Below are 25,176 nucleotides of genomic sequence, written 5' to 3'. Positions count from 1 at the left end.
CCGCGCTCCCGGAGATGTCCCCTACTCCCCCGCGTACGCCTTCTTCAGGGCGGCGATGTCCAGCTTGCCCATCGCGTACATGGCCTTGGTGGTACGGACGGCCTTCTCCGAGTCGGGGTCGCTGATCATCTCGATCAGGCCCTCCGGGACGACCTGCCAGGACAGTCCGTACTTGTCCTTGAGCCACCCGCAGGGGCCGCCCTCGCCGCCGCCCTCGGTGAGCTTCGCCCAGTAGTGGTCGACCTCCTGCTGGTCTGCGCAGAAGATCTGGAAGGAGACTGCCTCGCTGAACTTGAACTGCGGGCCGCCGTTCAGGGCGACGAACTTCTGGCCGTTGGCCACGAAGTCGACGGCCAGCACGCCGCCGGCGGGGGCGGGGCCGGCCTCGTTGTAGTAGCCGACCCTGCCGATGGACGAGTTCTTGAAGATCGAGACGTAGTAGTGGGCGGCTTCCTCGGCCTGTCCGTCGAACCAGAGACACGTGGTGAATCCGTCGGTGGTCATCGGGTACCTCCTGGAGCGGGAACGCTGTCACCTCTTTCGACCGATCCTGATGCGAAAACTCATCGGTGGCGCGATGAGTTGTTCCACCGGTCCGTCACGGAGGTGACGCGCGTTTCGCCCTACCGTTGACCAGCCGGTCGGTCAGCCGGTCACTGGCCCACTCGGCCGTCGACGCACTCGCGCAGGAGGTCGGCGTGGCCGCAGTGCCGTGCGTACTCGTTGACGTGCGCCGCCAGGAGATCGCGCAGCTGGATCTCCCCGCCGGGGTCGGCGCCGAAGTCGGAGAAGCCCGCGTTCGTGGTGCCGAGGTCGTCGACGCCCGCGATGAAACGGTCGGTGCGTTCCGTCTCCGCCCGCCACTGCTTCCAGGCGTCCTCCACGACCGCCGGATCGGCGACCGCGCCGTTCCAGTCGCCGTCACGGTCGTCGTCGGTGCGGTACAGCTTGGGCGCGTCCTCACCGGCCATCACCCGGCGGAAGTGCCGTTCGTCCTCGGTCAGGTGCCGCACCAGCCCGAGCAGGGACATCGTGGACGGCGGTACGGAGCGCCGGGCCATCTGTTCGGCGTCCAGACCGGCGCACTTCATCTCCACGGTGAGGCGGTAGTGGCGCAGGCCTTCGAGGAGCGTGCCGCGTTCGTCGACGATCTCGGTGTCGGTCTCGCGCGGGTCGTCGTCCGGGTCGACCCACATGTCGTCGTAGACGGTCGCGACCGTCCAGCGAGTCGCCGTTGCTTCCTTGTCGTGCGCGCGCGAATCCATGGGGGCATGCTCGCGCGCGTCGACCCGCTCCGCCACCGATTATTGGGCCAGTGGAGGAAGCCCCCGCTCCTTGCGCCAGTGCACGAAGCGCGGCGCGGACGTGTACTCCAGGCTGTACGGGGCACGTTCGTGGACGAGGAGCCGACGCAGGAACTCGACCATGCCCAGAGGGACCACCTCGCAGGTCACCGAGCCATGACGGGCGAAAAGCAGGACAGGCCACTTGTCGGGGTCCGGATCGCTGGTCAGCCAGCACAGGATGTCGGCGTGGGTGGTGACGCCCCAGGCGAGGATGTGGTCCGGGTCGAGGTCCAGGTCGTCCTGATCCGCGCCTTCCTCCTCCCAGGTCAGACGGGCGTTCTCCGTCTCGTCCTCGAAGTCGTCGGAGGAGAACTCGTAGGCCCCGGTGGAGAACGGCCCGAGGACCGCGACCTCGCCGGCCTCCTCGTCCGAGTCCTCGATCCCCCCGATGCCGTACACGGACATGAAGTCCATGTAGTCCTGCGGAAACCTGGTGCCCCACCGCTCTTCGGCCGCCTGCCAGTCGATCTTCTCCCCCGCGCCCGGGGGTGGCGGCATCAGCTGCCGCAACGCGTCGATCCCCGTCAGGTCTTCCATGGTGGCCCCGCCTTTCGATCAGGTCGGCAGGAGTCTAGGAGGCACCACTGACACCGGCCCCTGACGAGCATCGCCTCATTGACGCGCCACGCCGGCATCGGCGACGATCCCGCCCGGACGGGGTCGTGACGGCCTTCCCCCCACCGCCCTCCCGGGCTCCCAGATCGCCGTGAGGCCGAGGTCACAGTTCGGCCGAGGTCAAGGTCACAGGCTGCGGCTCTGCTGTGGCCGGACCTCTCTGCCCTAGCATCCGGGCATGACAGTCCTGCCCAACGACGGGCTCTCACTGGCCGCCGAGTTCCCTGCCACGACCCATGAACAGTGGCAGCGCCTGGTGGAAGGCGTCCTGCGCAAAGCGGGCAAGGAGGTCTCCGCCGCGACAGCCGAGGAGGCACTGTCCACCGCGCTCGAGGACGGACTCACCACCCGCCCCCTCTACACCGCGCGCGACGAGGCTCCCGAGCCCGGCTTCCCCGGCTTCGCCCCCTTCGTACGCGGCGGGCGACCCGAGGGAAACACCGTCGGGGGCTGGGACGTACGGCAGCGGCACGCGGCCCTCGTCGGCGACTCGGTGCTCGCGGACCTGGAGAACGGCGTCACCTCGCTCTGGCTGACCGTCGGCCCGGACGCGATCCCGGTGGCGTCGCTCGCCCGGGCCCTCGACGGCGTCTATCTCGACCTGGCGCCCGTCGTCCTCGACGCCGGACAGGAAGTCGAGCCCGCGGCACGGGAGTTGCTGCGGCTGTACGAGGAGCGGGGCGTCGCCAAGGAGGCGGCTCGCGGCAACCTCGGCGCCGACCCGCTGGGCCACGAGGCCCGCACGGGTGAGGAGTTGGCCTTCGCGCCGGTCGTCGGGCTCGCGCGGCTGTGCGCCGAGGAGTACCCGGGGGTGCGCGCGCTGACCGTGGACGCGCTGCCGTACCACGAGGCCGGCGGCTCGGCCGCGCAGGAGCTGGGCGCGTCCCTGGCGACCGGGGTGGCCTACCTGCGGGAGCTGACCGAGGCCGGGCTGACCGTCGAACAGGCCTGCGCACAGCTGGAGTTCCGTTACGCGGCCACCGCCGACCAGTTCCTGACGATCGCCAAGCTGCGCGCGGCCCGGCGGCTGTGGGCGCGGGTCGCCGAGGTGTCCGGGGCACCGACTGCCGGGGCGCAGGTGCAGCACGCCGTGACCTCGCCGGTGATGATGTCGCGCCGCGATCCATGGGTGAACATGCTGCGTACGACGGTCGCCACACTGGCCGCCGGTGTCGGCGGCGCCGACTCGGTCACCGTGCTGCCCTTCGACCACGCGCTGGGCCTGCCGGACGCGTTCGCGCGCCGGATCGCCCGCAACACCTCGACGATCCTGGTCGAGGAGTCGCATCTGGCGCGGGTGACCGACCCGGCGGGCGGCTCCTGGTACGTGGAGCGGCTCACCGACGAACTCGCCCACGCGGGCTGGGAGTTCTTCCAGTGGATCGAGGGCCTGGGAGGTCCCGCCGCCGCCCTTCGCTCGGGACGACTGGGCGAGGCGCTGGCCACCACCTGGGCGGCCCGCTCCGCCAAGCTGGCCAATCGACGCGAGCCCATCACCGGTGTCAGCGAGTTCCCGAACCTCGCCGAACGCCTCCCGGAGCGCGAGCCCGCGCCCGTTCCGCCGTCCGGAGGACTTCCCCGGGTGCGGCGCGACGAGGCGTACGAGGCACTGCGCGCCCGCTCCGACGCCCACCTCGCCGCCACCGGATCCCGGCCGCGTGTCTATCTGGCGACCATCGGCCCGGCCGCCGCGCACTCCGCGCGGACGACCTTCGTCTCGAACCTCTTCCAGGCGGGCGGCATCGAGCCCGTCACGGAGGGCACCTTCGAGGAGAGCGGCGCCACCGAGGCCTGTCTCTGCTCCAGTGACACGCTGTACGAGGAGCAGGCCGCGACCGTCGCCGCGGAGCTGAAGGCCGCCGGCGCCTCGCAGGTGTTCCTGGCCGGCCGTCCCGGGCAGTACACGGACGTCGACGCGTACGTCTTCGCCGGCTGCGACGCCGTCGCCGTGCTCTCCGCCACCCTCGACCGCATGGGAGCGTCCTGATGGGAATCCCCGACTTCTCCGGAATCGAACTGGGGACCCCGACCGCCAACGCCGGCGCCGACGACTGGCGTACGGCCGTCAAGGCGGCCACGGGCTCGGACGGCACCTTCTGGGAGACCCCGGAGGGCATCGCGGTCAAGCCGCTCTACACCGGCCGTGACCTGGAGGGCCTCGACTTCCTCTCGACGTATCCGGGTGCGGCCCCGTATCTGCGCGGCCCGTACCCGACGATGTACGTCAACCAGCCCTGGACGATCCGCCAGTACGCGGGTTTCTCCACCGCCGAGGAGTCCAACGCCTTCTACCGCCGCAACCTCGCGGCCGGCCAGAAGGGCCTGTCGGTCGCCTTCGACCTGCCCACGCACCGGGGTTACGACAGCGACCACCCGCGTGTGACCGGTGACGTCGGCATGGCGGGCGTGGCGATCGACTCGATCTACGACATGCGGCAGCTCTTCGACGGCATCCCGCTGGACAAGATGACGGTGTCGATGACGATGAACGGCGCGGTGCTGCCCGTCCTCGCGCTGTACATCGTGGCGGCGGAGGAACAGGGCGTGCCGCCCGAGAAGCTGGCCGGGACCATCCAGAACGACATCCTCAAGGAGTTCATGGTCCGCAACACCTACATCTATCCGCCGAAGCCGTCGATGCGGATCATCTCCGACATCTTCGCGTACACCTCGCAGCGGATGCCCCGCTACAACTCCATCTCGATCTCCGGCTATCACATCCAGGAAGCGGGTGCGACGGCCGACCTGGAGCTGGCGTACACCCTCGCGGACGGGGTCGAGTACATCCGGGCGGGGCGGGAGGCGGGGATGGACGTCGACGCGTTCGCGCCCCGGCTCTCCTTCTTCTGGGCGATCGGCATGAACTTCTTCATGGAGATCGCCAAGTTGCGCGCGGCGCGCCTGCTGTGGGCCAGGCTGGTGAAGCAGTTCGAGCCGCAGAACGCCAAGTCGCTCTCCCTGCGCACCCATTCGCAGACCTCGGGCTGGTCGCTCACCGCGCAGGACGTGTTCAACAACGTGACGCGTACGGCCGTGGAGGCGATGGCGGCGACCCAGGGCCACACCCAGTCGCTGCACACCAACGCCCTGGACGAGGCGCTCGCGCTGCCCACCGACTTCTCGGCGCGCATCGCCCGCAACACCCAGCTGCTGATCCAGCAGGAGTCGGGCACGACCCGGGTCATCGACCCGTGGGGCGGCAGCGCGTACGTCGAGAAGCTGACGTACGACCTCGCGCGCCGCGCCTGGCAGCACATCGAGGAGGTCGAGGCCGCGGGCGGTATGGCGCAGGCCATCGACGCGGGCATCCCCAAGCTGCGCATCGAGGAGGCCTCGGCCCGCACCCAGGCCCGTATCGATTCGGGGCGCCAGCCGGTGATCGGCGTCAACAAGTACCGCGTGGAGACCGACGAGCAGATCGACGTCCTCAAGGTCGACAACTCCTCCGTACGCACCCAGCAGATCGAGAAGCTGCGGCGGCTGCGCGCGGAGCGCGACGAGCGGGCCTGCCAGGACTCGCTGGACGCCCTGACCCGGGCGGCGGGCGGTGAGGGCAACCTGCTGGAGCTGGCGGTGAACGCCGCCCGCGCGAAGGCGACGGTCGGGGAGATCTCCGACGCGCTGGAGAAGGTGTACGGGCGGCACGCGGGCCAGATCCGTACGATCGCCGGGGTGTACCGCAACGAAGCAGGCGAGTCCCCGTCCGTCGACCGCACCCGCACCCTGGTGGACGCCTTCGAGGAGGCCGAGGGGCGTCGGCCGCGCATCCTGGTCGCCAAGATGGGCCAGGACGGCCACGACCGCGGCCAGAAGGTGATCGCCACCGCCTTCGCCGACCTCGGCTTCGACGTGGACGTCGGCCCGCTGTTCCAGACCCCGGGCGAGGTCGCCCGGCAGGCGGTGGAGGCGGACGTCCACATCGTCGGGGTGTCCTCGCTGGCCGCCGGGCACCTCACCCTCGTTCCGGCGCTGCGCGAGGAGCTGGCTGCCGAGGGCCGGGAGGACATCATGATCGTCGTCGGTGGGGTGATCCCGCCGCAGGACGTGCCGACCCTCCTGGAGATGGGCGCGGCGGCCGTGTTCCCGCCCGGGACGGTGATCCCGGACGCGGCGTACGACCTCGTCGAGCGGCTCTCGGCCGACCTCGGGCACGACCTGTGATCGATCTCGACGCGTACGTCAAGGGCGTGGTCGACGGGAAGCGGGCGATCGTCGCGCGGGCCATCACCCTCGTCGAGTCGACCCGGCCCCAGCATCGGGCTCTGGCACAGGAGTTGCTGACCGCACTGCTCCCGCACAGCGGCCGGGCCCGGCGGATCGGGGTCAGCGGGGTGCCGGGGGTCGGGAAGTCGACGTTCATCGACGCGTTCGGCACGATGCTGACCGGGCTCGGGCACCGGGTGGCGGTGCTCGCGGTGGACCCGTCGTCCAGCCGTACGGGCGGCTCCATCCTGGGCGACAAGACCCGGATGGAACGCCTGGCGGTGGATCCGGCGGCCTTCATCCGGCCCTCCCCCACCGCGGGCACGCTGGGCGGGGTCGCCAAGGCGACGCGCGAGTCGATCGTGGTGATGGAGGCCGCGGGCTACGACGTCGTGCTGGTGGAGACGGTCGGCGTCGGCCAGTCCGAGACCGCCGTCGCGAACATGGTCGACTCGTTCCTGCTGCTGACGCTGGCCCGCACCGGCGACCAGTTGCAGGGCATCAAGAAGGGCGTCCTGGAGCTGGCGGACGTGCTCGCCGTGAACAAGGCGGACGGCCCGCACGAGCGCGACGCCCAGTCAGCGGCACGGGAGTTGGCCGGCGCGCTGCGGCTGATGCACGGCAGGGACGCGGCCTGGACACCGCCTGTGCTGACGTGCAGCGCCCGCGAGTCGACCGGCCTGGACACCGTCTGGGACCGCCTCGAACAACACCGCACCCTGCTCGACTCGTCCGGCCGTCTCGCCGCCAAACGCCGCGACCAGCAGGTCGACTGGACCTGGACGATGGTCCGCGACGAACTGCTGGGCCGTCTGCACACCGACGAGGCCGTACGTGCCGTCACCCCCGGCCTCGAACAGCAGGTCAGGAACGGCGAGTTGACGGCCACCCTCGCCGCCGAGCGCATCCTGAGGGCATTCGGCGACGGCTGAGAACAGGGCTGGGCCGACCGGCGTCACCAGGCCCAGCCCCCCATGCCGCGCAGACCGAGGGGACTCAGTCCTCGCTCTCCTCGTCCGCCGTGGGCCGCCCGAGCAGTTCGCGCAGCAGCCTCTCGTCCTCCGGGCCGAGCCCGGTGACGAAGCTGGTCAGTACGGCCGCCCGGTCGTTCTCGGCGTCCAGCACCCTGCGCATCCGGTGGGCGGCGAGACCTGCCTCGTCGGACGCGGGCGTCCACGCGAAGGACCTGCCCGCGCGTTCCCGGGTGACCGCGTCCTTGGCCAGCAGCCGGGTGAGGATCGTGATGACGGTCGTGTGGGCCAGGCCGCCGCCGAGCCGCTCCTGCACCCAGCCGGCTGTCGCCGGGCCCTCCGCCTCGCGCAGCGCGGACAGGACCAGCGCCTCCAGCTCGCCCCGCTCCCGCCGCCGGGGACGCTGCCGGTGCTCCGTCACACCCTGTCTCCCGTTCGCTGACCGCCAGTTGCCCGAGCGGACATCGTATAGACGCCGGGAGCCGGTCAGCGCCCTGCGGGCAGTCGGCTCAGCAGTGGTATCCCCAGGCGCGGGCGAGGTCGCGCAACGCCCCCGGGACGTCCTCCGCGGCCGGCAGCGGCCGGGCCCGCTGGATCTTCCCGGACTTGATGTTCTCGCTCCAGTCACCGATGAACGGCACGAAGGGGCCGTGATCGCCCTTGCGGTAGTCGAGCATCTTCGGCGTCCAGGGCACACCGAGATACCCGCAGACCTCCCGGGTGACCGCCTCGGGCCGCTCCGTCAGGTCCTCGTAGCGGACCGTGAGGCCGTCCAGCCCGTTGCGGGCCGCTTCGACGGCCTCGACGTACATGCGCACCTCCCGTACGGTCGCGCCGAGGTCGCGGTCGGGTCGGTTGTTGATCAGGCTGCTCACCATCGACGCGGGATGGCGCAGCAGGAAGATGTACCGGGCCTTCGGCCAGCCCTCCGAAAGCCGCTCCCAGAAGCCCGCGTTGCCGGGTGTCTTGTCCACGATGATCTGCTTGCCGCTGCGCACGAGTTCCCGGTGGAGGATGCGGTCCCACAGCAGGAACTCCAACTCGCGCTGGTCGAGATCGAGTTGTGTCATGGCCTTGCTGGTGTACGGCTTGGTGAGGTCGACCGCCAGAGTGCGCAGGTGCATCTCGTGCGGCGCCCGGATCTGCGGATGGCTGTTGAGCAGGACCCTCAGGAGCGTGGAGCCGGAGCGCACGGAGGAGATCACGAACACCGGCTCCTGGACGAGCCGGTGGGCCGACCGCGGCACGGGCGGCTCCGCGAATCGCCGTACCCGCCGCCTCAACCCCCGGGCCACTCGGCGTACTTCCGGACCGACCAGAACCATGACCGTGCCTCCTTGACCCCCCGGTGTACGAACCCCCATCCCCCTTGAGTACTTGACCATCCTGTGACCATTGCATGGGTCCGTCATGGGAAAGGAATGAGAAATTCCTGAGACCCGGCTCCTGCCCGGCCGCCCCATGGTTGATGATGGGCGGGCCATGACCATGCTCCGGACGCCGACGACGCACCCCGTGCCACTGCCCGTGTTCCGGGCAGCGGTGTTCGCGGTCGTCGGCACGGTGCTCGGGGTCAGCGCGCATCATCTGGTCGCCGAGGGGCCTGCCCCGTGGCGGTCGAGCACGGCGGCGGCGGTCCTGCTGTTCGTGGTGGGACTGGTCGGCACGCGGCGCCCGCGTTCACTTGCCGGGGTGGTGGTGACGAGCGCGGCGGCACAGACCGGACTGCATGTGTGGCTGTCGGTCGCCCACTCACGCCACGCGGCGGCCACCGGCACGCCCGTGCCCACGCATGTGCATCACACAACGCCCGCCCATGGCGCCTGGCCCGAAGGACTGCACCACTCGCCCACGATGACGGTTCTCCATGCCGTGGCCGCCGTACTCGTCGCCGTGCTGCTGCACCGCGCGGACGCGGCCTGCTGGTCACTGGCGCGCGGCCTGACCACGGCCGTCGAGGCGGTACGGGCGCGGATCGCCACCGTACGGGCGCTGCTCGACGGCCGACTGTTGCCGTCGGGGCGCGGATCGCGGGTACGCCGCCCGCGCCGGACGGAACCGCCGCCGCCCGGTGGCGCGTTCCTCACGGACGTGGTGGTACGGCGGGGTCCTCCGTCGGCGTGGCCCGCTCCCGCCAACTGACCCTGCCGGAACGGCCGACGCAGGTCGGACGTCCGTGCCACCGCACGCCCCGAAAGACCCGGAGACACCCATGTTCACTGCCCCCGTCCAGCACGGCACCGCGCGGCGTCTGGCCCTCGCGGCCGCCGCCGCGGGCACCGTCGTCCTCCTCGCCGCCGGGCCCGCCGCCGCCCATGTCGAGGTCGAGTCCGACAAGGCCCAGGCTCTCGCCGAGAACGTCGAGATCTCCTTCGACGCGGAGGCGGAGTCCGACACCGCGGGGATCGCCGCGGTCCGCGTGATCCTGCCCAAGGGCATCGCGCCCGGCGACGTGACCTACGGCGAGGGCCCCAAGGGCTGGAAGTTCACGACCGCCGACGACGGCTACACGATCAAGGGCCCGGCTCTGAAGGCCGGCGTGAACGCCGAGTACTCCGTCGTCGTACGGCAGCTCCCCGACGTGAAGGAACTCGCCTTCAAGTCGTTGCAGACCTACAGCGACGGCAAGATCGACCGCTGGATCGAACTGGACGAGAGCAGCGAGCAGCCCGCTCCGGTCCTCAAGCTGAAGGCTGCGGCGCCGGGTGCGAAGCCGATCGCTCCGTCACCGAGCGAGACCGCGTCCGAGTCGCCGTCTCCGTCCGTGACGCCGACACCCACGGCCGAGGCCTCGGAGGCGGCGGCCTCACCATCGGCGGAGGCGACGAGCGAGGACGACGGCGGAATGTCCGCGGGTGCCTGGATCGGCATCGGCGCGGCAGTGGTTGTCGTGGCCGGCGGGGCTGTCCTTCTCGTACGACGCCGGGGCGCCGCCCAGCAGTGACAGCCTTTCCTCGCCCCCGCCGCCCCTGCCCGTCCCATCCCTGGGGGCGGCGGGGGCGAGGACGATCCGCCGGCCCTCAGTCGTGCGGCGCCTTGCCGCTGACCCTGTGGTCGGCGTGGCTCAACGCCTCCATCACCAGGCGCCGCAGATGCCCGTCGCGCAGGCTGTAGTGGACGTACCGGCCCTCGCGCCGCGTCTCCACCAGCCCCGCGAGCCGTAGCTTCGCCAGATGCTGGCTGACCGCCGTCCGCGACGCCTCGCAGCGCTCCGTCAGCGAACCGACGTCCGACTCGCCCTGCGCGAGCAGCCACAGCAGATGCAGCCGCGTCGCGTCGGACAGCAGCGCGAACACCTCGGTCGCCTCCGCGAGACGCGCACTGTCCGGGGCACGCAAGTGCGTATCGGCCGCAGTTGGCAAGGTCTCGCGAGCAGGCATGCCCTCAGCGTAGAGGCAGGACGGACCCATCGAGGGTGTCGCCGTTCCGATCCCCGCAGCAACATGTGCACGAGTGCGCACCTATGGCTACAATGGAGGGGGATCGCGCCCGCTCCCCGACCGGCCGAGGGATCGCCGCATGCTCGACGTACTCCGCAACCGCACCTACCGCCGCCTCTTCACCGCCCAGGTCGTCGCCCTGACCGGCACCGGGCTGGCGACGGTCGCCCTCGCCCTGCTCGCCTACGACCTGGCGGGCGCCGACGCCGGATCGGTGCTCGGCACGGCGCTCGCCGTCAAGATGCTGGCGTACGTGACGATCGCCCCGGCCGTCGGAGCTGTCGCCGACCGGCTGCCGCGGCGCACACTGCTCGTCGGGGCGGATCTCACGCGGGCCGGGGTCGCGCTGCTGCTGCCGTTCGTGGACCAGGTCTGGCAGGTGTACGTCCTGATCTTCGTGCTCCAGGCCGCGTCGGCCGCGTTCACCCCCACCTTCCAGGCCGTCATACCGGACGTACTGCCCGCCGAACGCGACTACACCCGGGCGCTGTCCCTGTCCCGGCTCGCCTACGACCTGGAGAGCCTGTGCAGCCCGGCCCTCGCCGCCGCGCTGCTGTCACTGATCACCTACAACTGGCTGTTCCTGGGCACGGTGGCCGGTTTCCTGGCTTCGGCCGCCCTGGTCGCCTCCGCCGTCCTGCCCAAGCCGGCCGTCTCCCACCCCGTCGGTACCGCCCCACCGACCGGCCGCGTCCGTTCGAGGGCGACCGGGGGCGCCCGCCTCTTTCTCGCCGTCCCGCGGCTTCGCGCCCTGCTCGCGCTCGACCTGGCGGTGGCCGCCGCGGGCGCCATGGTCACCGTCAACACCGTGGTGTACGTCCGCGACCAGCTCGGCCGGAGCGCCGGCGACGTACCGCTGGCACTCGGGGCGTTCGGTGCGGGCTCGATGATCGTGGCGCTGCTCCTGCCCCGGATGCTCGACCGGGTCCCGGACCGTGCGGTGATGCTGCGGGGAGGGCTGCTGCTCACCCCGGTCTTCGTCGTTCTCGGCGCGGTCACCTCGGCGGGCGGCGGCAGTTGGCGCTGGCCCGCGCTGCTGGCCGCCTGGACCGCGTTCGGTGCCGCCTGTTCGATGGTGCTCACTCCGACCGGGCGGCTGATCCGCCGGGCGGCGCCCGCCGAGGCGCGCACCTCCGCGTTCGCGGCCCAGTTCTCCCTCTCGCACAGCTGCTGGCTGCTCACGTACCCACTGGCCGGATGGCTCGGCGCGACGGCCGGACTCCGGTCCGCGGTGCTCGCGCTGGGTGCCGTCGCGCTGGCCGCAACGCTGCTCGCCGTACGCCTGTGGCCGGTGCGGGAACAGGTGCCCGTCGAGCACGAGCACGCCGGTCTCCCCGCCGGGCACCCGCATCTCGCCGACGCGCGACGGGTCGGCGACGGCTGGCGGCACAGCCACCACCCGCTCCTCGACGGCCTGCACGCCCACGGCTGACGGACCGGGACCGTCACCGTTTCGGCCCGCTTTCCCTTTCCCTGGCCGGGTCGCGTCGAAGGAGCTCGACAACAGCACCGGTCGCACCCGTCGGTCGAACCGGCGTCGTCCACGTCACGTCGGAGGAAAATCCAAGGCCCTTGAACCTGTGCCTACCACTCGGTAATGATCTGAGCGCGGCCCGGCGACGTCGGCGGGCACGCTTGAACGGAGCGTCGATGAAACGACTCGGCAGGCGCAGGTTCCTCACCTATCTGGTCGCCGCCCCCACCCTCTCGCTGGCAACGAACGTCGGCCTCGACGCCGTCGCGCCGACCAGCGCCGAGGCCGCGATACCGACGCTGCCCGCACCGGCCGATCTGGTCGACCTCGGGGATGTGCTGATCCTCGCGAGCGCGCCCACCGCGAACATGCTGGTGCTGGAGATCGGCGAGGACGGGATCGTGGACTTCCGGCTGCCGAGAGAGGAGGTCGGGCAGGGCCTCACGACAGCGGTGGCGATGCTGGTGGCCGAGGAGCTGGACGTCCCGCTCGCCCGGGTACGCATCCGGCTGGACGACGCTCGGCCCGAGCTGCTCTTCAATCAGCTGACCGGCAGTTCCAACTCGATCCGTTCGCTCTACGACCCGGTACGGCACACAGCCGCGGCGGCCCGTGCCCGTATGGTCGCCGCCGCCGCGCGGCAATGGGGCTTGAAGGCCGGCGAGTTGACGGTCCATCAGGGAACGGTGACGGCGCCGGACGGGCGCACCGCCTCCTACGGATCACTGTCGGCAGCCGCGGCCTCCCCCGGTCTGGGCGCGCTCACCGCCACCCCCAAGCCGGAGTCCGAGCACACGCTGGTCGGCACCCCCACCTCCCGTATCGACGCCCGGGCGATCATCACCGGCCGCCAGGAGTACACCCTCGACCTGGAGGTGCCCGGCGCCAAGCCCTGCATGCTGCGCCGGCCGCCCACCATCAACGGCACCGTGAAATCGGTGAACAACGAGTCCGCCGTACGGGCCATGCCGGGCGTCCTGGACGTCGTGACCGTCCCCTCGGGCGTCGCGGTGGTCGCGGAGACCTTCGGGCAGGCACTCGACGCCAAGGACGCCCTGGACGTCGTCTGGGGTCCCGGCAGCGTCGACGCGTTCTCCGACGACGAGATCACCGAGAAGCTGAAGGCGGCGACCGCCCCGCTGGTGGTTCCCGGGCTGCTGGTCAAGCGGGTGGACGCCGAGTTCGACTTCGCGTTCGCCAGCCATGCTCCGCTGGAGACCAACTCGGCCGTCGCGGACGTCCGTTCCGACCGGGCCGAGATCTGGTCGGGGCTGAAGTCCCCGATCGTGGCCCGCCAGACCATCGCGAAGGAGCTCGGACTGCCGCTGGACAAGGTCACCGTCCATGTGGTGCAGGCGGGCGGCTCCTTCGGTCGCCGGCTGTTCTTCGACGCCGCGCTGGAGGCCGCGCTCGTCTCACAGAAGAGCGGGCGCCCGGTCCGGCTCCAGTGGTCACGGATCGACGACATGCGACACGGCCGGATGCGGCCCGCCACCCACCACAGGATCCGTGCCACCTACGCGCTCGGGCAGGTGCTCTCGTTCGAGCACCGGGTGGCGGCCGTGGAGACCGACTTCCGGCACGGTCTCGGCGAGATCCTGACCGCCACCGCGGCCAGTCTCCCCTCCGGGGTGGGCAACGCGGGCTTCGCCCAGACGCTCTTCCTGACCACCGTGAAGTCCCCGTACAACTTCGGCCTCACCACCCAGGTACTCACCGAGGTGCCGTTGAAGATGCACACCGGGTCCTGGCGCTCCGTGTACTCGGGCAACACCCGGGGCGCGGAGGAGATCGTCGCCGACGAACTGGCGGCCAAGCTGGGCAAGGACCCGGTGGTCTTCCGGCGCGAGTTCCTCAAGTCCGACCGGCAGCGGGCCGTGCTCGACAAGGTCGCGACGGAGGGCGGGTGGGGCCGCGCTCTGCCGAAGGGCTGGGCACAGGGCGTCGGCTTCCACGAGGAGTACAAGTCCTGCACGGCCTGTCTGGTCGAGATCGACGCCACGGACCCGAAGCGGCCACGGGTCACCAAGGCCGTCATCGCCGCCGATGTGGGGCGGCCGATCAATCCGCGAGGGCTTGAGGCCCAGCTGCTCGGCGGTCTGACGGACGCCGTCTCCACCACCCTGCGGGCCGGCCTCCACATCGACAGGGGACTGCCGTTGGAAGGCAGTTACTCGCAGTTCCACTACGCGCGGCAGAAGGACAGCCCCAAGGACGTGAAGATCTTCATCATGCCCGCGAGCGGCGAGCCGGGCGGCGCGGGAGAGCTGGGTGTCCCGGCGGCCGTCGGGGCGATCGCCAACGCCTACGCCCGGGCCACCGGCACGAAGCCGCGCGCTTTCCCCGTCAACTTCGACGTCGACTTCACTCCCTTTCCTCGCTGAGTGCCGGCCGAACATCCGCCGAACGCCCACTGAGCCCCCTCGGCTCAGCGCCCTCAGCACCCTGACAGGAGAACGTACGTGCCCTCCCACACCTTCACCGTCAACGGGAAGTCCGTCACCGTCGACGCCCCCGACGACCTGCCCCTGCTGTGGGTGCTGCGCGATCTGCTCGGCGTGCGTGGCCCCAAGTACGGCTGCGGGATCGACGTCTGCAAGGCCTGCACCAGCCATCTCGACGGCGAGGCGGTCAATCCCTGTGTGGTCCCCGTGGCCGAGGCCGCGGGGAAGGAGGTCACCACCATCGAGGGCCTGGCGGACGACGACCGGCTGCACCCCGTGCAGGAGGCCTGGCTGGAGCAGGACGTGGCCCAGTGCGGCTTCTGCCAGCCCGGCCAGATCATGGCGGCGGTGGCCCTGCTGAAGCGCACGAAGAACCCCACGGACGCCGATATCGACGCGATCGCGAACGTCTGCCGCTGCGGGACCTATTTCCGTATCCGCGAGGCGATCAAGAGCGCCGCCACCAAACTGGGGTGACGGCGGCGCGGCGTCAGGCGTCGGCCAGTCCTGGGAGGTGTTCGGCGAGATGCATGGCGTGCAGGCGTGCGAACTCGTCGTGCGTGCAGTGTCCGTAGGCGGGGTGCGGGGCGTGCGGTCCTGTATGGCCGGTGAACAGGGCCACCGCGTCCGCGAGGTCCGACGCGGCCTCTGCCGACGGCAGGCTCGGGTCCAGTGACGGAGCCCCGTCGATCTCCGCGCCGAGCGAGTGCTTCGTCGCTCCGCGGCGCAGGAAGAGGCGTTTGGCCAGGGCGCCGGCCGTGGCCCGGAACAGGGCGGGCTTGAGCGTGGGGTATCCGGTCACGGAGTAGCGGACGGTCTGGGCACAGTGCTGCAGCGTCTGGGAAAGGTTCCAAGGGCCGCCCGGCGCCAGCAGGTCGGCTTCGGGGCGGCCGAGAGACTCGGGCAGCCGCTCGGTGAGCTCGGTAAGTGTGGGTGAGGCCATGTCGCCAGCATATATTGATATGAAACGTCATCATTTCGCATCACATGCACTGGCACCCTCTCAGCAACAGCCCCCGTCCGCACCGCCTGTGCCACCTGTGCCGCCCGTGCCCACGTCCAGACGGCAGAAGCAGGACGCCTCAATCGGGACGTCCGCCAGGGCGAGCGCGATCTTGAGCTGCTGGGCCACGATCCGGGCCTCCCCGTCCCTGCCCAGCCGGACGAGGCACTCGTGGAATCCGTGCAGGGCCCAGACATTGCCGGCATGCTGCACGGCGCGCGGAAGTGTCTCGTCGAGGCCGAGGTCGGCCCGGTAGACGGCTTCCGCCTCGGCGACACGGCCCTGTTCGAGGAGCAGGGCGCCGTAGGCGTGCCGGGTGGGCTGCATCCAGCCCCAGGGCTCGTCGTAGGGAAGGTTGTCGTCCAGTTCGATCGAGCGCTCCAGCGCGGCGAAGGCGGCCTCGTGGTTGCCCTTGCGGTACTCCAGTTCGCCGTCGAGCATCGCCGACGCGACGGCGAGGATGTCCGGGCAGGTGTTGTTGAACAGCATCCGGGTCTCCGGGATCCGGGTGAGCGCCGCGCGGAACAGTTCGCGTTCGGCCTCGGCCTCGGCGGTCCGGCCGGTGGCGGAGAGGGCGACCCCTCGGGCGTACCGGAGCATGGCTGTCGTCACGCAGTACAGCGACGGGTCGGCGGGCAGCGGCAGTTCGAGGATGTCCGACCAGCGGCCGAAGCGGATCAGCACATGGACGCGCATGGCGAGGAAGCCCTCCAGCCAGTCGGCCATGGGCGGGCTCTGCACCCGCAGGAGTTCCTCCGGGACGGCGGCCTCGAGTTGCGCGGCGGACTCCAGTGCGGTCCTGGACTGCCCCAGGAACATCGCGCCGTAGATCCTGAAGTGGTGGTTGTGCGCCCGGTAGAGGGTGTAGAAGTTCATCGCGCCGGACCGCTCGCGGAACTTCTCGTCGGCGACGACCGCCACGGCGTTGTCCGCCACCACGCGCCGGTAGTCGCCGCAGAGCACGTCCAGATGTGTGGGCATGTGCTGCAGGTGGCCGGCGTCCGGGACCAGGCCGCGCAGCCGGTCCGCGACGGGCAGGGCGGTCTCCGGGGCGGCGGACATCTCCATCAGGTGGATGTAGAGGTGCAGGAGGCCCGGGTGGCGCGAACCGGCGTCGGTCGCGATCGCCCGCTCCAGGACGGCCTTCGCGGCGAGGGTGCGGGCGCCCTCGGCCGGCTCGCCCGTGCGTACGTCCCACAGCTGCCAGGGCGTCAGGTTCATCAGTGCGTCGGCGTACAGGGTGGCCACGTCGAGGTCGTCGGGGGCGAGTTCGTACGCCGTCCGCATGCTGTCCGCGTAGGGCTCGTTCCACACCGAGCAGTCCTCGACGGCCTCCGCCTGTGGGTAGCGCGCCCGCAGAGCGCCGATCAGTGCCTGTTCGGCGGGCGTGGCACCGGACGCCTTCCGCTGTGCGAGTTCGACGGCCGCGTGGGTACGGGCGACGGTCCGTGCGAGATCCTCGCCGTCGAAGAACTCCCAGGGTTTGTTGTAGTTCGGGCCGAGGGCGTAGGCGATGCCCCAGTGGGCCATGGCGCAGTCGGGGTCCGCCGCGGCGGCGGCCTCGAAACAGGCGACGGCCTCCTCGTGGTGGAAGCCGTACGTCCACACCAGGCCCCGGTCGAACCACTTCTGGGCCTCGGCGGACGAGGTCGTCACGGGCCGCCCGTGGGTTCCGAGGTCGTAGCCGTAGTCGTCCATCGGTCTCTCTCCCGCTCCCTGGGGCCTTTCCGGCGAGCCTAGGGCCTGTCCGGCGGCACACGGCAGCACCCGTTCCGCGGCCTCCCGCGCGGGCCGCGAAGAGCCCGGCCATAAGATCACCCTCGTAGGCGCGAACGATGTTGACGGCTCGTGTGCTCGTCAACGTCCGTGCGGGGCACGGGAAGTGACGAGAGGGAGCGACGTGAGCGAGCAGGGCAGCACGTCAGAGGGACGCGGCCGGCTGGACACCTCGGTGGCCCACAACGCGCGGGTGTGGAACTACTGGATCGGCGGCAAGGACAACTACGTCGTCGACCAGGGGGTCGGTGACCACATCGACGCCATGTTCCCGCTGATCCGCAGCGTGGCCCGCGCGGACCGGGCCTTCCTCGGGCGGGCCGTGCGCTTCCTGGTCGCCGAGCGGGGAGTGCGCCAGTTCCTGGACATCGGCACAGGGCTGCCGACGGTGGACAACACCCATGAGATCGCCCAGCGTCTCGCGCCCGAGTCACGGATCGTGTACGTCGACAACGACCCGATCGTGCTCGCGCACGCCCGTACGCTGCTGACCGGCACGCGCGAGGGGGCCACGGACTACATCGACGCGGACATCCACCGCCCGGACGGCATCGTCCAGCGGGCCACGGAGACCCTCGACTTCGAGCGGCCCGTCGCCGTCATGATGCTCGGCATCCTGAATTTCGTGCTCGACACGGGCCAGGCGCAGGACATCGTGCGCCGGATCATGGCGTCGGTGCCCTCGGGAAGCTATCTGGTCCTGACCCATCCGACGACCGACTCGGACCTCGACGGCGAGGGAAACATCGAGGCGATGAAGTTCTGGAACGAGAACGCTACCCCGCCGATCACCGCGCGTCCCCGTGCCGAGGTCGCCGCCTTCTTCGACGGCCTGGACCTTCTCGACCCGGGGCTGGTCTCCTGCGCGCAGTGGCGCCCGGAGAGCGGCTCCGCGGCCGTTCTTCCGCAATTCGGTGCCGTCGCCGTGAAGCCCTGACCGACAAGAGGGACAGGGATTCCACAGACTCTTTTCGGACGCGCATTCATATGCTGTCGGCGATAATCGGTATATGAGTACGACAACGTCTGAACTACTGGCCGCGTCGAGCGATCTACTCAACGTAACGGCCGCATTTGTCGCGGGCCTGTTCATCGCTGGTGCACTGATCTGGGCCTTCTGGTTCGGCATGCGGGTCCGGGACCGGGAATCCCCCCGGCCCCGCCCCGACGAACAACCCACACTTCCGCCTTCCGGCCCGGTGCACGAGGTCCGTGAGATGAGAGAGCCCGACGAGATGCCGCGCGCGGCCGAGGAGCGGGAGCGGCTGATGCCGCACGAACTCCATCACGCGTCGACGAAGCGGCGGAAGGACCAGCAGCGGGGGCGCTGGGATCCCGGCTCCAGCGGCTCCTTCGGCAGTGGCGGCCTGGGTCGCCACTGACCCGTCCACGGCGTCGGCCCGACGACCCGCGGGCGTCGGTCCCGGCTCGCGAAATGCCGCCCGGACGCAGTTGCCGACAACGTGAGGCAACCATTCACTCGTTCGATTCGTATAACTCCTTGGAGGCGGGGCAAGGGGGACGGGACAGTTGTATTACCGGAGCTCCCCCGTCCACTTGACCGACGTCGTCGCCGATCGAGGAGAAGCGATGCAGCTGTTCGTTCTGAACTACGCGCGCCCAGCTGAGCAGTTGGAGGTGAGCGCTCCGTACAGCTACGACTGCGGACTGCAGTTGAATGTGCTTCCTGGCGGGCGGATTGCCGCTCATGACCATGCCGTGATGCGCGAATTCGGGTCCACCACGTCAACTGCCGGTTCCAAGACGCACTTCGATGACTGACGTGGACCTGACGCGATGACGGTCCTGGTTCTGACGTCCGAGGAGGATGTGACGGCGGATCTGGTGGTGGCCCGGCTGAACAGCACCGGCATCCCCGTGGTCCGGCTCGATCCCGCCGATCTGCCCGGCGAGGTCGCCCTGTCCGGCGAGTACGTGAACGGTGCCTTCCGCGGGCATCTCTCCGCCGGCGGCAGGGCGTTGAGCATGGAAGGGCTGCGGTCCGTCTGGCTGCGCAGGCCCGGGGTTCCGGGGGCGCGGGCCGCCGTGCCCTCCGGCTGGCTCACCGAGGAGGCCTCGCAGGCCTTCTACGGCATGCTCCGGGGCACCGGCGCGCGCTGGATGAACCACCCCGACGCCGCCGCCCGGGCCCGCCACAAGCCCTGGCAGCTGCATCTCGCGCAGCGCAGCAGGCTCCCCGTACCGGCCACGCTGATCACCACGTTCCCGCAGGCCGCCCGGGATTTCGCGCTGCGTTTTCCCGATCTGGTCGTCAAGCCGGTCTCCGGATCGCATCCGCAGGAGCCACCCAGAGTGGTGCCGACGAGCAGGGTGGCGCCCGATGTCGACTTCACCGCCGTCGCCTTCGGGCCCACCCTGCTGCAACGCCGGGTCGACAAACGGGCCGACATCCGTCTGACGGCGGTCGGCGACCGGATCCTCGCCGCCCGCAAAGCCGTCGCACCCGACGCGCACCCTGACGACATCGATGTCCGCTTCGCACCCTCGGACGAGCCGTGGCGTCCGGTCGACGTGCCGCCGCCTGTCGCCGAGGCCGTTCACCGGTATCTGCGGGGCGCCGAACTCGCCTATGGGGCCTTCGACTTCGCGGAGGATCCCGACGGCGTCTGGTGGTTCCTCGAATGCAACCAGTCGGGCCAGTTCGGCTTCGTCGAGATGGACACCGGGCAGCCGATAGCCCGGTGCGTCGCCGACTGGCTGGCCGGGGAAGGCCAACAGACACCGCCGTATCCCCATGACCCGCAGGGCTCCGTGCGCATGGCTCCCTGAGCTGGCGTCACTGTACGTTTACTCCCCATGCGGACTTTCGGACCCGACATTCTCACCATCGCCGACGAACTCACCGATGCGTACGTCGAGATCTTCACCGCCCCACCGTGGAGCGACCGGGACCCCGACGAGACCCGGGCACGTTTCCACGAGCGGCTGGCGACGGACGCGCACCGCGCCGGCTTCCGTGCCGCCGTCTCCTTCGCGGACGACGGCGGGATACAGGGGTTCGTCACGGGTTGGACCACCGAGGCCCCGTTCCGCACCGACCGCGCGTACGGCAAGGTGAGCGAACTGCTCGGCGCGGAGCGTGTCGACGCGTTGCTGGTGGGCGCCTTCGAGATCGACGAGCTGGGGGTACGGGCCGACGCCCGGGGCACCGGACTGGGGCGGCGGCTCCTGTCCACGCTCACCTCGGCCGCACCGGGTGGCAGGGCATGGCTGCTCACCTGGGACCAGGCCCACGAGACGGTGGCGTTCTACCGCCGGACGGGCTGGCGGGAGCCGGAGCCGCTGCCCGGCGCGGAGTCCGACGTCGTGGTGTTCCTGTCCCCCTCCGCCGGCTCCACCGGCCCGACCGTCCTCAACTGTTAATGGGATCCATTTTCATGTAGCGTCCTGTCTCGCTTGCCAACCGAGGAGGATTCCCATGGCCGTTCCCAAGCGGAAGATGTCCCGCAGCAACACCCGCCACCGCCGCTCCCAGTGGAAGGCGACCACGACCCAGCTGGTGCAGGTCACCGTCGACGGGGTCGCGCACATGGTTCCGCAGCGGCTGGTCAAGGCGTACGAGCGCGGACTCATCCAGCCCTGACCGGCGCCCCCGGTCCGGGCCTCAGTTGTTCCAGCTCTCGTCGTACGGGTCGCGCGGGGTCGGCACCGGCTTGGCCTCGGCGATGTCGAAGAACGGGATACGTCCCTTGTTCACCGGGTCCTTGACCTGCCGGTCGCTGTACGTGCCGGTGAGTTCGAGCCAGGTGTCCGGTTGCAGCACCGGGGGGATCCGGCCGGTCAGACCGACCTTGACCGGCTGGGCGTCGGCCGCGCAGCAGTTGAGGGCCATCCGCACGAGGTACGGGGTGCCCTTGCCGTCGAGTGCGACGAACCCGGTGATCGCGATCCGCCGGTTGCCCAGCGAGCGTCCGTGGTCGTAGGCCGCGCGGCCCGCGTAGTCGACCAGGCTGAGGCGTACGGGGTCACCCGAGGGCAGGGGCGGGTAGGCCAGCGGTGCCTGGAGGGCCGTACCCGTGCGCAGGGCGCTGTAGGAGCCCAGGGCGGGCGGGGCCACCAGGATCAGCGCGAACAGGGGCAGGACCAGGAGCCAGGAGACACGCGGTTCACGGTGGACGTGACCCTCCCGGTCGTGGACCTGACCCTCCTGGTCGTGGGCGTGGACTTCCTTGCCGGCGACGGGATTTGAACCTCTCCGCTCGTACCAGACCGTCGCCAGCGCGGCCAGCATCAGCACCACGCCCGCGCCGACGACCATCGGCTGGAGCCCGGCCTTGACGTAACGCAGGTAGAGGTCGGTGGTGCCCGCGTGCACCATCGCTCCGCCGACGAGGAACAGGACGACCGCCTGTGCCTGCCGGTTCACAGGAGCACCGCCCCGACGAGGACCGCCGACGCCACGGCCATGACGAAGGTGGCCGGTGCGAAGCGGAGGGCGAATCCGCGGCCGAAGGTCGCCGTCTGCATGGCGAACAGCTTCAGGTCGATCATCGGGCCGACCACCAGGAACGCCAGCCTGGCCGTGAGCGAGAACTGGGTCAGGGACGCGGCGACGAAAGCGTCCGCCTCCGAGCAGATCGACAGCAGCACCGCGAGGACGGCGAGCGCGAGGACCGACACCACCGGGTTGTCCGCCGCGAGGCTCAGCCAGCTCGCCGGCACCACGGCCTTCAGGGTGGCGGCGGCCATCGCGCCGACGACCAGGAAGCCGCCCGCGTGCATCACGTCGTGCCGTACCGAGCTCCAGAACGCGGCGCCCTTGCCGAGGCCCTCGTCCGAGGGGTGGGCCGGCGGGCGGAGCCAGTCGGTGCGGCCGAGGCGCTGCCAGAGCCAGCCCATCGCGCACGCCACGAGCAGGCTCGCGACGAACCGGGCGACGACCATCTCCGGATTGCCGGGGAACGCGATGGCTGTCGCGGTCAGCACGATCGGGTTGATCGCCGGAGCGGAGAGCAGGAACGCCAGCGCCGCCGCGGGGGCGACACCCCGCCGTACCAGCGCGCCGGCCACCGGCACGGACGCGCACTCGCAGCCGGGCAGGATCGCTCCGGCCATCCCCGCGACCGGCACCGCGAGGGCGGGCCGGCCGGGCAGGGCGCGGACGAAGAAGGACGGCGGCACGAACACCGCGAGCATGGCGGACAGCAGCACCCCGAGGACGAGGAAGGGCAGGGCCTGTACGACGACGGCGACGAACACCGTCATCCAGCTCTGCATCACCGGCGCGGACACCGCCCGGCGGATCGGCCCCTGCAGAGAGACCACCAGGATCAGCAGCATGGTCAGAACGAGCGGCGAGCTGAACTGCCAGCCCTGTTGCCCGCCCTGAGCACCGTCCTTCGCCCCGTCCGGCGGAGCCTCCGTGTCGCGGTGGCCGGCCCCGGGCGGGGCAGCTTTGGTGATGCTCACGGGTGAGGTACCTCCGGGCGTGGCTGTATTGCGTGCGTCCCCACCACTTCAGTACGCCGGGACGGGCACGGTTGCTCATTTTGCGAGATCGGGGAACGAGTTAGGTTGGCGCGTATGCAGTCCTACACCATTGGTCAGGCCGCCCGTCTGCTGGGCGTGAGCCCCGACACCGCGAGGCGGTGGGCGGACGCGGGCCGGGTGAAGACCCACCGCGACGAAGGCGGACGGCGGCTGATCGACGGACGGGATCTGGCCGCCTTCTCGATCGAGCTGGCCAACTCCGGCGCGGGCACCGGCTCCGGCGAGGAGGAGCCGTCGTACACTTCCGCCCGCAACGCCTTCCCCGGCATCGTCACGGCCGTGAAACTCGGCGATGTCGCCGCTCAGGTCGAGATCCAGGCGGGCCCCCACCGGCTGGTGTCGCTGCTGACCCGGGAGGCAGTGGAGGAGCTGGGCCTCGAAGTCGGTGTGGAGGCGACGGCCCGGGTGAAGTCGACGAGCGTGCACATCGACCGGACATGACCCGGACGTCCGGCCGGGTGCGCACGGGCCGGGCGCAGGTCCGGAAATAATCGGTGGCCGTGTCGGCGAGGGCCTGGCTACGGTCGCGGCATGGTGGAGACATCCGGCACGTGCACCGACCAGTTCGCCCCCGTACGCGAGGCTTTGGCGGCCTCGCTCGACGACAAGGACGTGGGCGCGTCCGTGGCGGTGTTCCTCGACGGCGAACCGGTGGTCGACCTGTGGGGCGGCCACATCGACGAGGCCCGTACCGTGCCGTGGGAACGCGACACGATCATCAACACGTGGTCCACGACGAAGACGATGACGGCACTGTCCGCCCTGGTCCTGGCCGACCGGGGTGACCTGGACCTGGACGCGCCGGTCGCCCGCTACTGGCCCGAGTTCGCCGCGAACGGCAAGGACGACGTCCTGGTACGGCACCTGCTGGGTCACACGGCGGGCCTGCCCACCTGGGACGAGCCGATGACGGTCGAGGACCTCTACGACTGGCCGACCGCCACCGCCCGCCTCGCCGCCCAGGCCCCGGCCTGGAAACCCGGCACCGAGGGCGGCTACCACGCCATCACCTACGGCTACCTCGTCGGCGAGGTGGTCCGCCGGGTCACCGGCCGCACCCTGGGTGCCTTCTTCGCCGAGGAGATCGCCGGGCCGCTGGGCGCCGACTTCCACATCGGGCTGTCCGCCGAGCACGACCATCGCGTCGCGCCCGTGATTCCCCCGCCCAGGCGTCCGCTCGACCCGGACCGGGCCCTGTCGGCCGACCGCCCCGGCAACCCGCCTCTCCCGCCTCGGACCGCGAACACCGAGGCCTGGCGACGCGCCGGGATTCCCGCCGTGAACGGCCACGGCAACGCCCGCTCGGTCGCCGCCGTCCAGTCGGTCCTGGCCTGCGGCGGCACCGCACGCGGTGTACGGCTGTTGTCGGAGGCAGGCTGTGAACGCGCTCTGGAGGAACAGTTCGCCGGGACGGACTCGGTCCTGGGCATGCCCATGCGCTGGGGCATGGGGTACGGCCTGGGCGGCGGCCAGCTCCCCAACCCCCGCACGTGTTCCTGGGGTGGCTGGGGCGGCTCGATGGTCCTGGTCGACATGGACGCGCGCCTGACGGTGGCGTACGTCATGAACCGCATGCTCGACGCTGACGGACTCGGCGACGACCGGGCCTTCCTGATCCTGGCGGCCGCCTACGAAGGGCTGTCCGGGTGAGAGAATCTGCCGCGTGGAACACCCCTTCACCTCCCCCGCACTCACCTTCGACGACCTCCTCGGCCGGGCCCGGAAGCTGGTCAGGGACGACCGGCGTGCCGTGCTCGGTGTCGCCGGGAGTCCCGGCGCGGGCAAGACGACGCTCGCCGAGCGGCTCGTCCGGGCACTGAACGGCGACGGCGCGCCCTGGGTCGCCCATGTGCCGATGGACGGGTTCCATCTCGCCGACGTCGAGCTGGAGCGGCTGGGCCTGCGGGACCGCAAGGGCGCGCCGGAGACGTTCGACGCGGCGGGGTACGCGGCGCTGCTGCGGCGGCTGCGTGAGGAAGCGGGCGAGGGCCGCGAGGGGGAGATCGTCTACGCGCCGGGGTTCGAACGGGTGCTGGAGCAGCCGATCGGCGGTGCGATCCCGGTGTTGCCGTCGGCGCGGCTTGTCGTCACCGAGGGCAACTACCTCCTGCTGGCGGAGGGTTCGTGGGCGCGGGTACGGTCCCAGCTCGACGAGGTGTGGTTCTGCGAGCTGGACGAGGGCGAGCGTGTCCGCCGGCTCGTCGCCCGGCACGAGGAGTTCGGCAAGGACCACGACACGGCGGTCGCATGGGTGCGGGGCACGGACCAGCGCAACGCCGACCTGGTCGCCGCGACCCGGGACCGGGCGGATCTGGTGCTGCCGGGATCGCTGCGGTACCCGGCCGCCGGGTGACACGACGACGCCGAGCAGCGCGCGGGTGAGCCGCTCGGCG

Annotated in this window: 27 protein-coding genes; 17 read left to right on the top strand and 10 right to left on the bottom strand. The window is 70.8% G+C overall.

Going from position 1 to position 25,176, the window contains the following annotated elements:
- Window positions 1-21: 21 nt before the first annotated feature.
- The 3 genes from OHN74_RS40355 to OHN74_RS40345 form a co-directional block, all read right to left on the bottom strand.
- A complete protein-coding gene (locus OHN74_RS40355; protein WP_327699526.1) occupies window positions 22-504 on the bottom strand; it encodes a VOC family protein in 483 nt (160 codons plus the stop codon).
- Between the two features lie 149 nt (window positions 505-653).
- Window positions 654-1,265 (bottom strand): DinB family protein, encoded by a 612-nt coding sequence (locus tag OHN74_RS40350; RefSeq protein ID WP_327699525.1) that lies wholly within the window; start codon window positions 1,263-1,265, stop codon window positions 654-656.
- A 39-nt stretch (window positions 1,266-1,304) separates the two neighbouring features.
- Window positions 1,305-1,883: an SMI1/KNR4 family protein gene (locus OHN74_RS40345; RefSeq protein WP_327699524.1), complete on the bottom strand. Its 579-nt coding sequence runs from the start codon at window positions 1,881-1,883 to the stop codon at window positions 1,305-1,307.
- A gap of 256 nt (window positions 1,884-2,139) precedes the next feature.
- On the opposite strand from OHN74_RS40345, the gene OHN74_RS40340 reads away from it, so the two are divergent.
- Genes OHN74_RS40340 through meaB form a run of 3 tightly spaced genes read left to right on the top strand, consistent with a single transcriptional unit; the run spans window position 2,140 to window position 7,096 of the window.
- Window positions 2,140-3,948 (top strand): methylmalonyl-CoA mutase subunit beta, encoded by a 1,809-nt coding sequence (locus OHN74_RS40340; RefSeq protein WP_327699523.1) that lies wholly within the window; start codon window positions 2,140-2,142, stop codon window positions 3,946-3,948.
- Window positions 3,948-6,122, top strand: a complete 2,175-nt coding sequence (gene scpA, locus OHN74_RS40335) for a methylmalonyl-CoA mutase (RefSeq protein ID WP_327699522.1) — start codon at window positions 3,948-3,950, stop codon at window positions 6,120-6,122. Before OHN74_RS40340 ends, scpA begins: the two co-directional genes overlap by 1 nt.
- Window positions 6,119-7,096 carry a methylmalonyl Co-A mutase-associated GTPase MeaB gene (meaB, locus tag OHN74_RS40330; protein ID WP_327699521.1) on the top strand — a complete coding sequence of 326 codons (978 nt, stop codon included), beginning with the start codon at window positions 6,119-6,121 and terminating at the stop codon, window positions 7,094-7,096. Before scpA ends, meaB begins: the two co-directional genes overlap by 4 nt.
- A 64-nt stretch (window positions 7,097-7,160) precedes the next feature.
- On the opposite strand, the gene OHN74_RS40325 is transcribed toward meaB, so the two are convergent.
- Window positions 7,161-7,556, bottom strand: coding sequence for a BlaI/MecI/CopY family transcriptional regulator (locus tag OHN74_RS40325; protein WP_327699520.1), 396 nt, complete (start codon window positions 7,554-7,556; stop codon window positions 7,161-7,163).
- A gap of 88 nt (window positions 7,557-7,644) precedes the next feature.
- A complete protein-coding gene (locus OHN74_RS40320; protein WP_327699519.1) occupies window positions 7,645-8,460 on the bottom strand; it encodes a sulfotransferase family protein in 816 nt (271 codons plus the stop codon).
- A 157-nt stretch (window positions 8,461-8,617) separates the two neighbouring features.
- On the opposite strand from OHN74_RS40320, the gene OHN74_RS40315 reads away from it, so the two are divergent.
- Window positions 8,618-9,277: a hypothetical protein gene (locus OHN74_RS40315; RefSeq protein ID WP_327699518.1), complete on the top strand. Its 660-nt coding sequence runs from the start codon at window positions 8,618-8,620 to the stop codon at window positions 9,275-9,277.
- A 70-nt stretch (window positions 9,278-9,347) separates the two neighbouring features.
- Entirely contained in the window at window positions 9,348-10,079 is a 732-nt protein-coding gene (locus OHN74_RS40310; RefSeq protein ID WP_327699517.1) for a DUF1775 domain-containing protein, read from the top strand.
- Between the two features lie 76 nt (window positions 10,080-10,155).
- Here OHN74_RS40310 and OHN74_RS40305 read toward each other — a convergent pair whose 3' ends face one another.
- The gene (locus OHN74_RS40305; protein ID WP_327699516.1) at window positions 10,156-10,515 is read right to left on the bottom strand and encodes an ArsR/SmtB family transcription factor; all 360 of its coding nucleotides are present in this window, start codon (window positions 10,513-10,515) and stop codon (window positions 10,156-10,158) included.
- A 139-nt stretch (window positions 10,516-10,654) separates the two neighbouring features.
- Here OHN74_RS40305 and OHN74_RS40300 point away from each other — a divergent pair, with 139 nt between their 5' ends.
- The 3 genes from OHN74_RS40300 to OHN74_RS40290 all read left to right on the top strand — a co-directional run bounded on the left by OHN74_RS40300 (window position 10,655) and on the right by OHN74_RS40290 (window position 14,970).
- The gene (locus OHN74_RS40300; RefSeq protein ID WP_327699515.1) at window positions 10,655-12,007 is read left to right on the top strand and encodes an MFS transporter; all 1,353 of its coding nucleotides are present in this window, start codon (window positions 10,655-10,657) and stop codon (window positions 12,005-12,007) included.
- Window positions 12,008-12,225: 218 nt separating this feature from the next.
- Window positions 12,226-14,433: a xanthine dehydrogenase family protein molybdopterin-binding subunit gene (locus tag OHN74_RS40295; protein WP_327699514.1), complete on the top strand. Its 2,208-nt coding sequence runs from the start codon at window positions 12,226-12,228 to the stop codon at window positions 14,431-14,433.
- Between the two features lie 78 nt (window positions 14,434-14,511).
- The gene (locus OHN74_RS40290) at window positions 14,512-14,970 is read left to right on the top strand and encodes a (2Fe-2S)-binding protein (RefSeq protein WP_327699513.1); all 459 of its coding nucleotides are present in this window, start codon (window positions 14,512-14,514) and stop codon (window positions 14,968-14,970) included.
- 13 nt (window positions 14,971-14,983) lie between these two features.
- Here OHN74_RS40290 and OHN74_RS40285 read toward each other — a convergent pair whose 3' ends face one another.
- Window positions 14,984-15,436: a DUF1569 domain-containing protein gene (locus OHN74_RS40285; protein ID WP_327699512.1), complete on the bottom strand. Its 453-nt coding sequence runs from the start codon at window positions 15,434-15,436 to the stop codon at window positions 14,984-14,986.
- A gap of 60 nt (window positions 15,437-15,496) precedes the next feature.
- The gene (locus OHN74_RS40280) at window positions 15,497-17,194 is read right to left on the bottom strand and encodes a hypothetical protein (RefSeq protein ID WP_327699511.1); all 1,698 of its coding nucleotides are present in this window, start codon (window positions 17,192-17,194) and stop codon (window positions 15,497-15,499) included.
- 202 nt (window positions 17,195-17,396) lie between these two features.
- On the opposite strand from OHN74_RS40280, the gene OHN74_RS40275 reads away from it, so the two are divergent.
- The 6 genes from OHN74_RS40275 to rpmF all read left to right on the top strand — a co-directional run bounded on the left by OHN74_RS40275 (window position 17,397) and on the right by rpmF (window position 20,876).
- Complete coding sequence (locus tag OHN74_RS40275) at window positions 17,397-18,209, top strand: SAM-dependent methyltransferase (protein WP_327699510.1); 813 nt, start codon at window positions 17,397-17,399, stop codon at window positions 18,207-18,209.
- 73 nt (window positions 18,210-18,282) lie between these two features.
- Window positions 18,283-18,654 carry a DUF6479 family protein gene (locus tag OHN74_RS40270; protein WP_327699509.1) on the top strand — a complete coding sequence of 124 codons (372 nt, stop codon included), beginning with the start codon at window positions 18,283-18,285 and terminating at the stop codon, window positions 18,652-18,654.
- Window positions 18,655-18,862: 208 nt separating this feature from the next.
- Window positions 18,863-19,054 (top strand): putative ATP-grasp-modified RiPP, encoded by a 192-nt coding sequence (tgmA, locus tag OHN74_RS40265; RefSeq protein WP_164312055.1) that lies wholly within the window; start codon window positions 18,863-18,865, stop codon window positions 19,052-19,054.
- A 15-nt stretch (window positions 19,055-19,069) separates the two neighbouring features.
- On the top strand, window positions 19,070-20,062 hold the full coding sequence (gene tgmB, locus OHN74_RS40260; RefSeq protein WP_327699508.1) for an ATP-grasp ribosomal peptide maturase: 993 nt from the start codon (window positions 19,070-19,072) through the stop codon (window positions 20,060-20,062).
- Window positions 20,063-20,089: 27 nt separating this feature from the next.
- Window positions 20,090-20,656 (top strand): GNAT family N-acetyltransferase, encoded by a 567-nt coding sequence (locus OHN74_RS40255; RefSeq protein WP_327699507.1) that lies wholly within the window; start codon window positions 20,090-20,092, stop codon window positions 20,654-20,656.
- 55 nt (window positions 20,657-20,711) lie between these two features.
- Entirely contained in the window at window positions 20,712-20,876 is a 165-nt protein-coding gene (gene rpmF / locus OHN74_RS40250; RefSeq protein ID WP_327699506.1) for a 50S ribosomal protein L32, read from the top strand.
- A gap of 21 nt (window positions 20,877-20,897) precedes the next feature.
- Here rpmF and OHN74_RS40245 read toward each other — a convergent pair whose 3' ends face one another.
- A complete protein-coding gene (locus OHN74_RS40245; protein ID WP_327699505.1) occupies window positions 20,898-21,659 on the bottom strand; it encodes a TIGR03943 family putative permease subunit in 762 nt (253 codons plus the stop codon).
- Window positions 21,656-22,702 carry a permease gene (locus OHN74_RS40240; RefSeq protein ID WP_327699504.1) on the bottom strand — a complete coding sequence of 349 codons (1,047 nt, stop codon included), beginning with the start codon at window positions 22,700-22,702 and terminating at the stop codon, window positions 21,656-21,658. The genes OHN74_RS40245 and OHN74_RS40240 overlap by 4 nt, the downstream gene beginning before the upstream one ends.
- A 114-nt stretch (window positions 22,703-22,816) precedes the next feature.
- On the opposite strand from OHN74_RS40240, the gene OHN74_RS40235 reads away from it, so the two are divergent.
- From OHN74_RS40235 to OHN74_RS40225, 3 genes are all read left to right on the top strand, one after another.
- Window positions 22,817-23,224: a TOBE domain-containing protein gene (locus OHN74_RS40235; RefSeq protein WP_327699503.1), complete on the top strand. Its 408-nt coding sequence runs from the start codon at window positions 22,817-22,819 to the stop codon at window positions 23,222-23,224.
- Window positions 23,225-23,314: 90 nt separating this feature from the next.
- A complete protein-coding gene (locus tag OHN74_RS40230) occupies window positions 23,315-24,433 on the top strand; it encodes a serine hydrolase domain-containing protein (RefSeq protein WP_327699502.1) in 1,119 nt (372 codons plus the stop codon).
- 13 nt (window positions 24,434-24,446) lie between these two features.
- Window positions 24,447-25,136, top strand: a complete 690-nt coding sequence (locus OHN74_RS40225) for a nucleoside/nucleotide kinase family protein (protein ID WP_327699501.1) — start codon at window positions 24,447-24,449, stop codon at window positions 25,134-25,136.
- The last annotated feature ends 40 nt before the right edge of the window (window positions 25,137-25,176 follow it).

The sequence above is a fragment of the Streptomyces sp. NBC_00459 genome (assembly GCF_036013955.1).
Lineage (GTDB): Bacteria > Actinomycetota > Actinomycetes > Streptomycetales > Streptomycetaceae > Streptomyces.
This window is presented reverse-complemented; position numbering and strand designations above follow the sequence as displayed.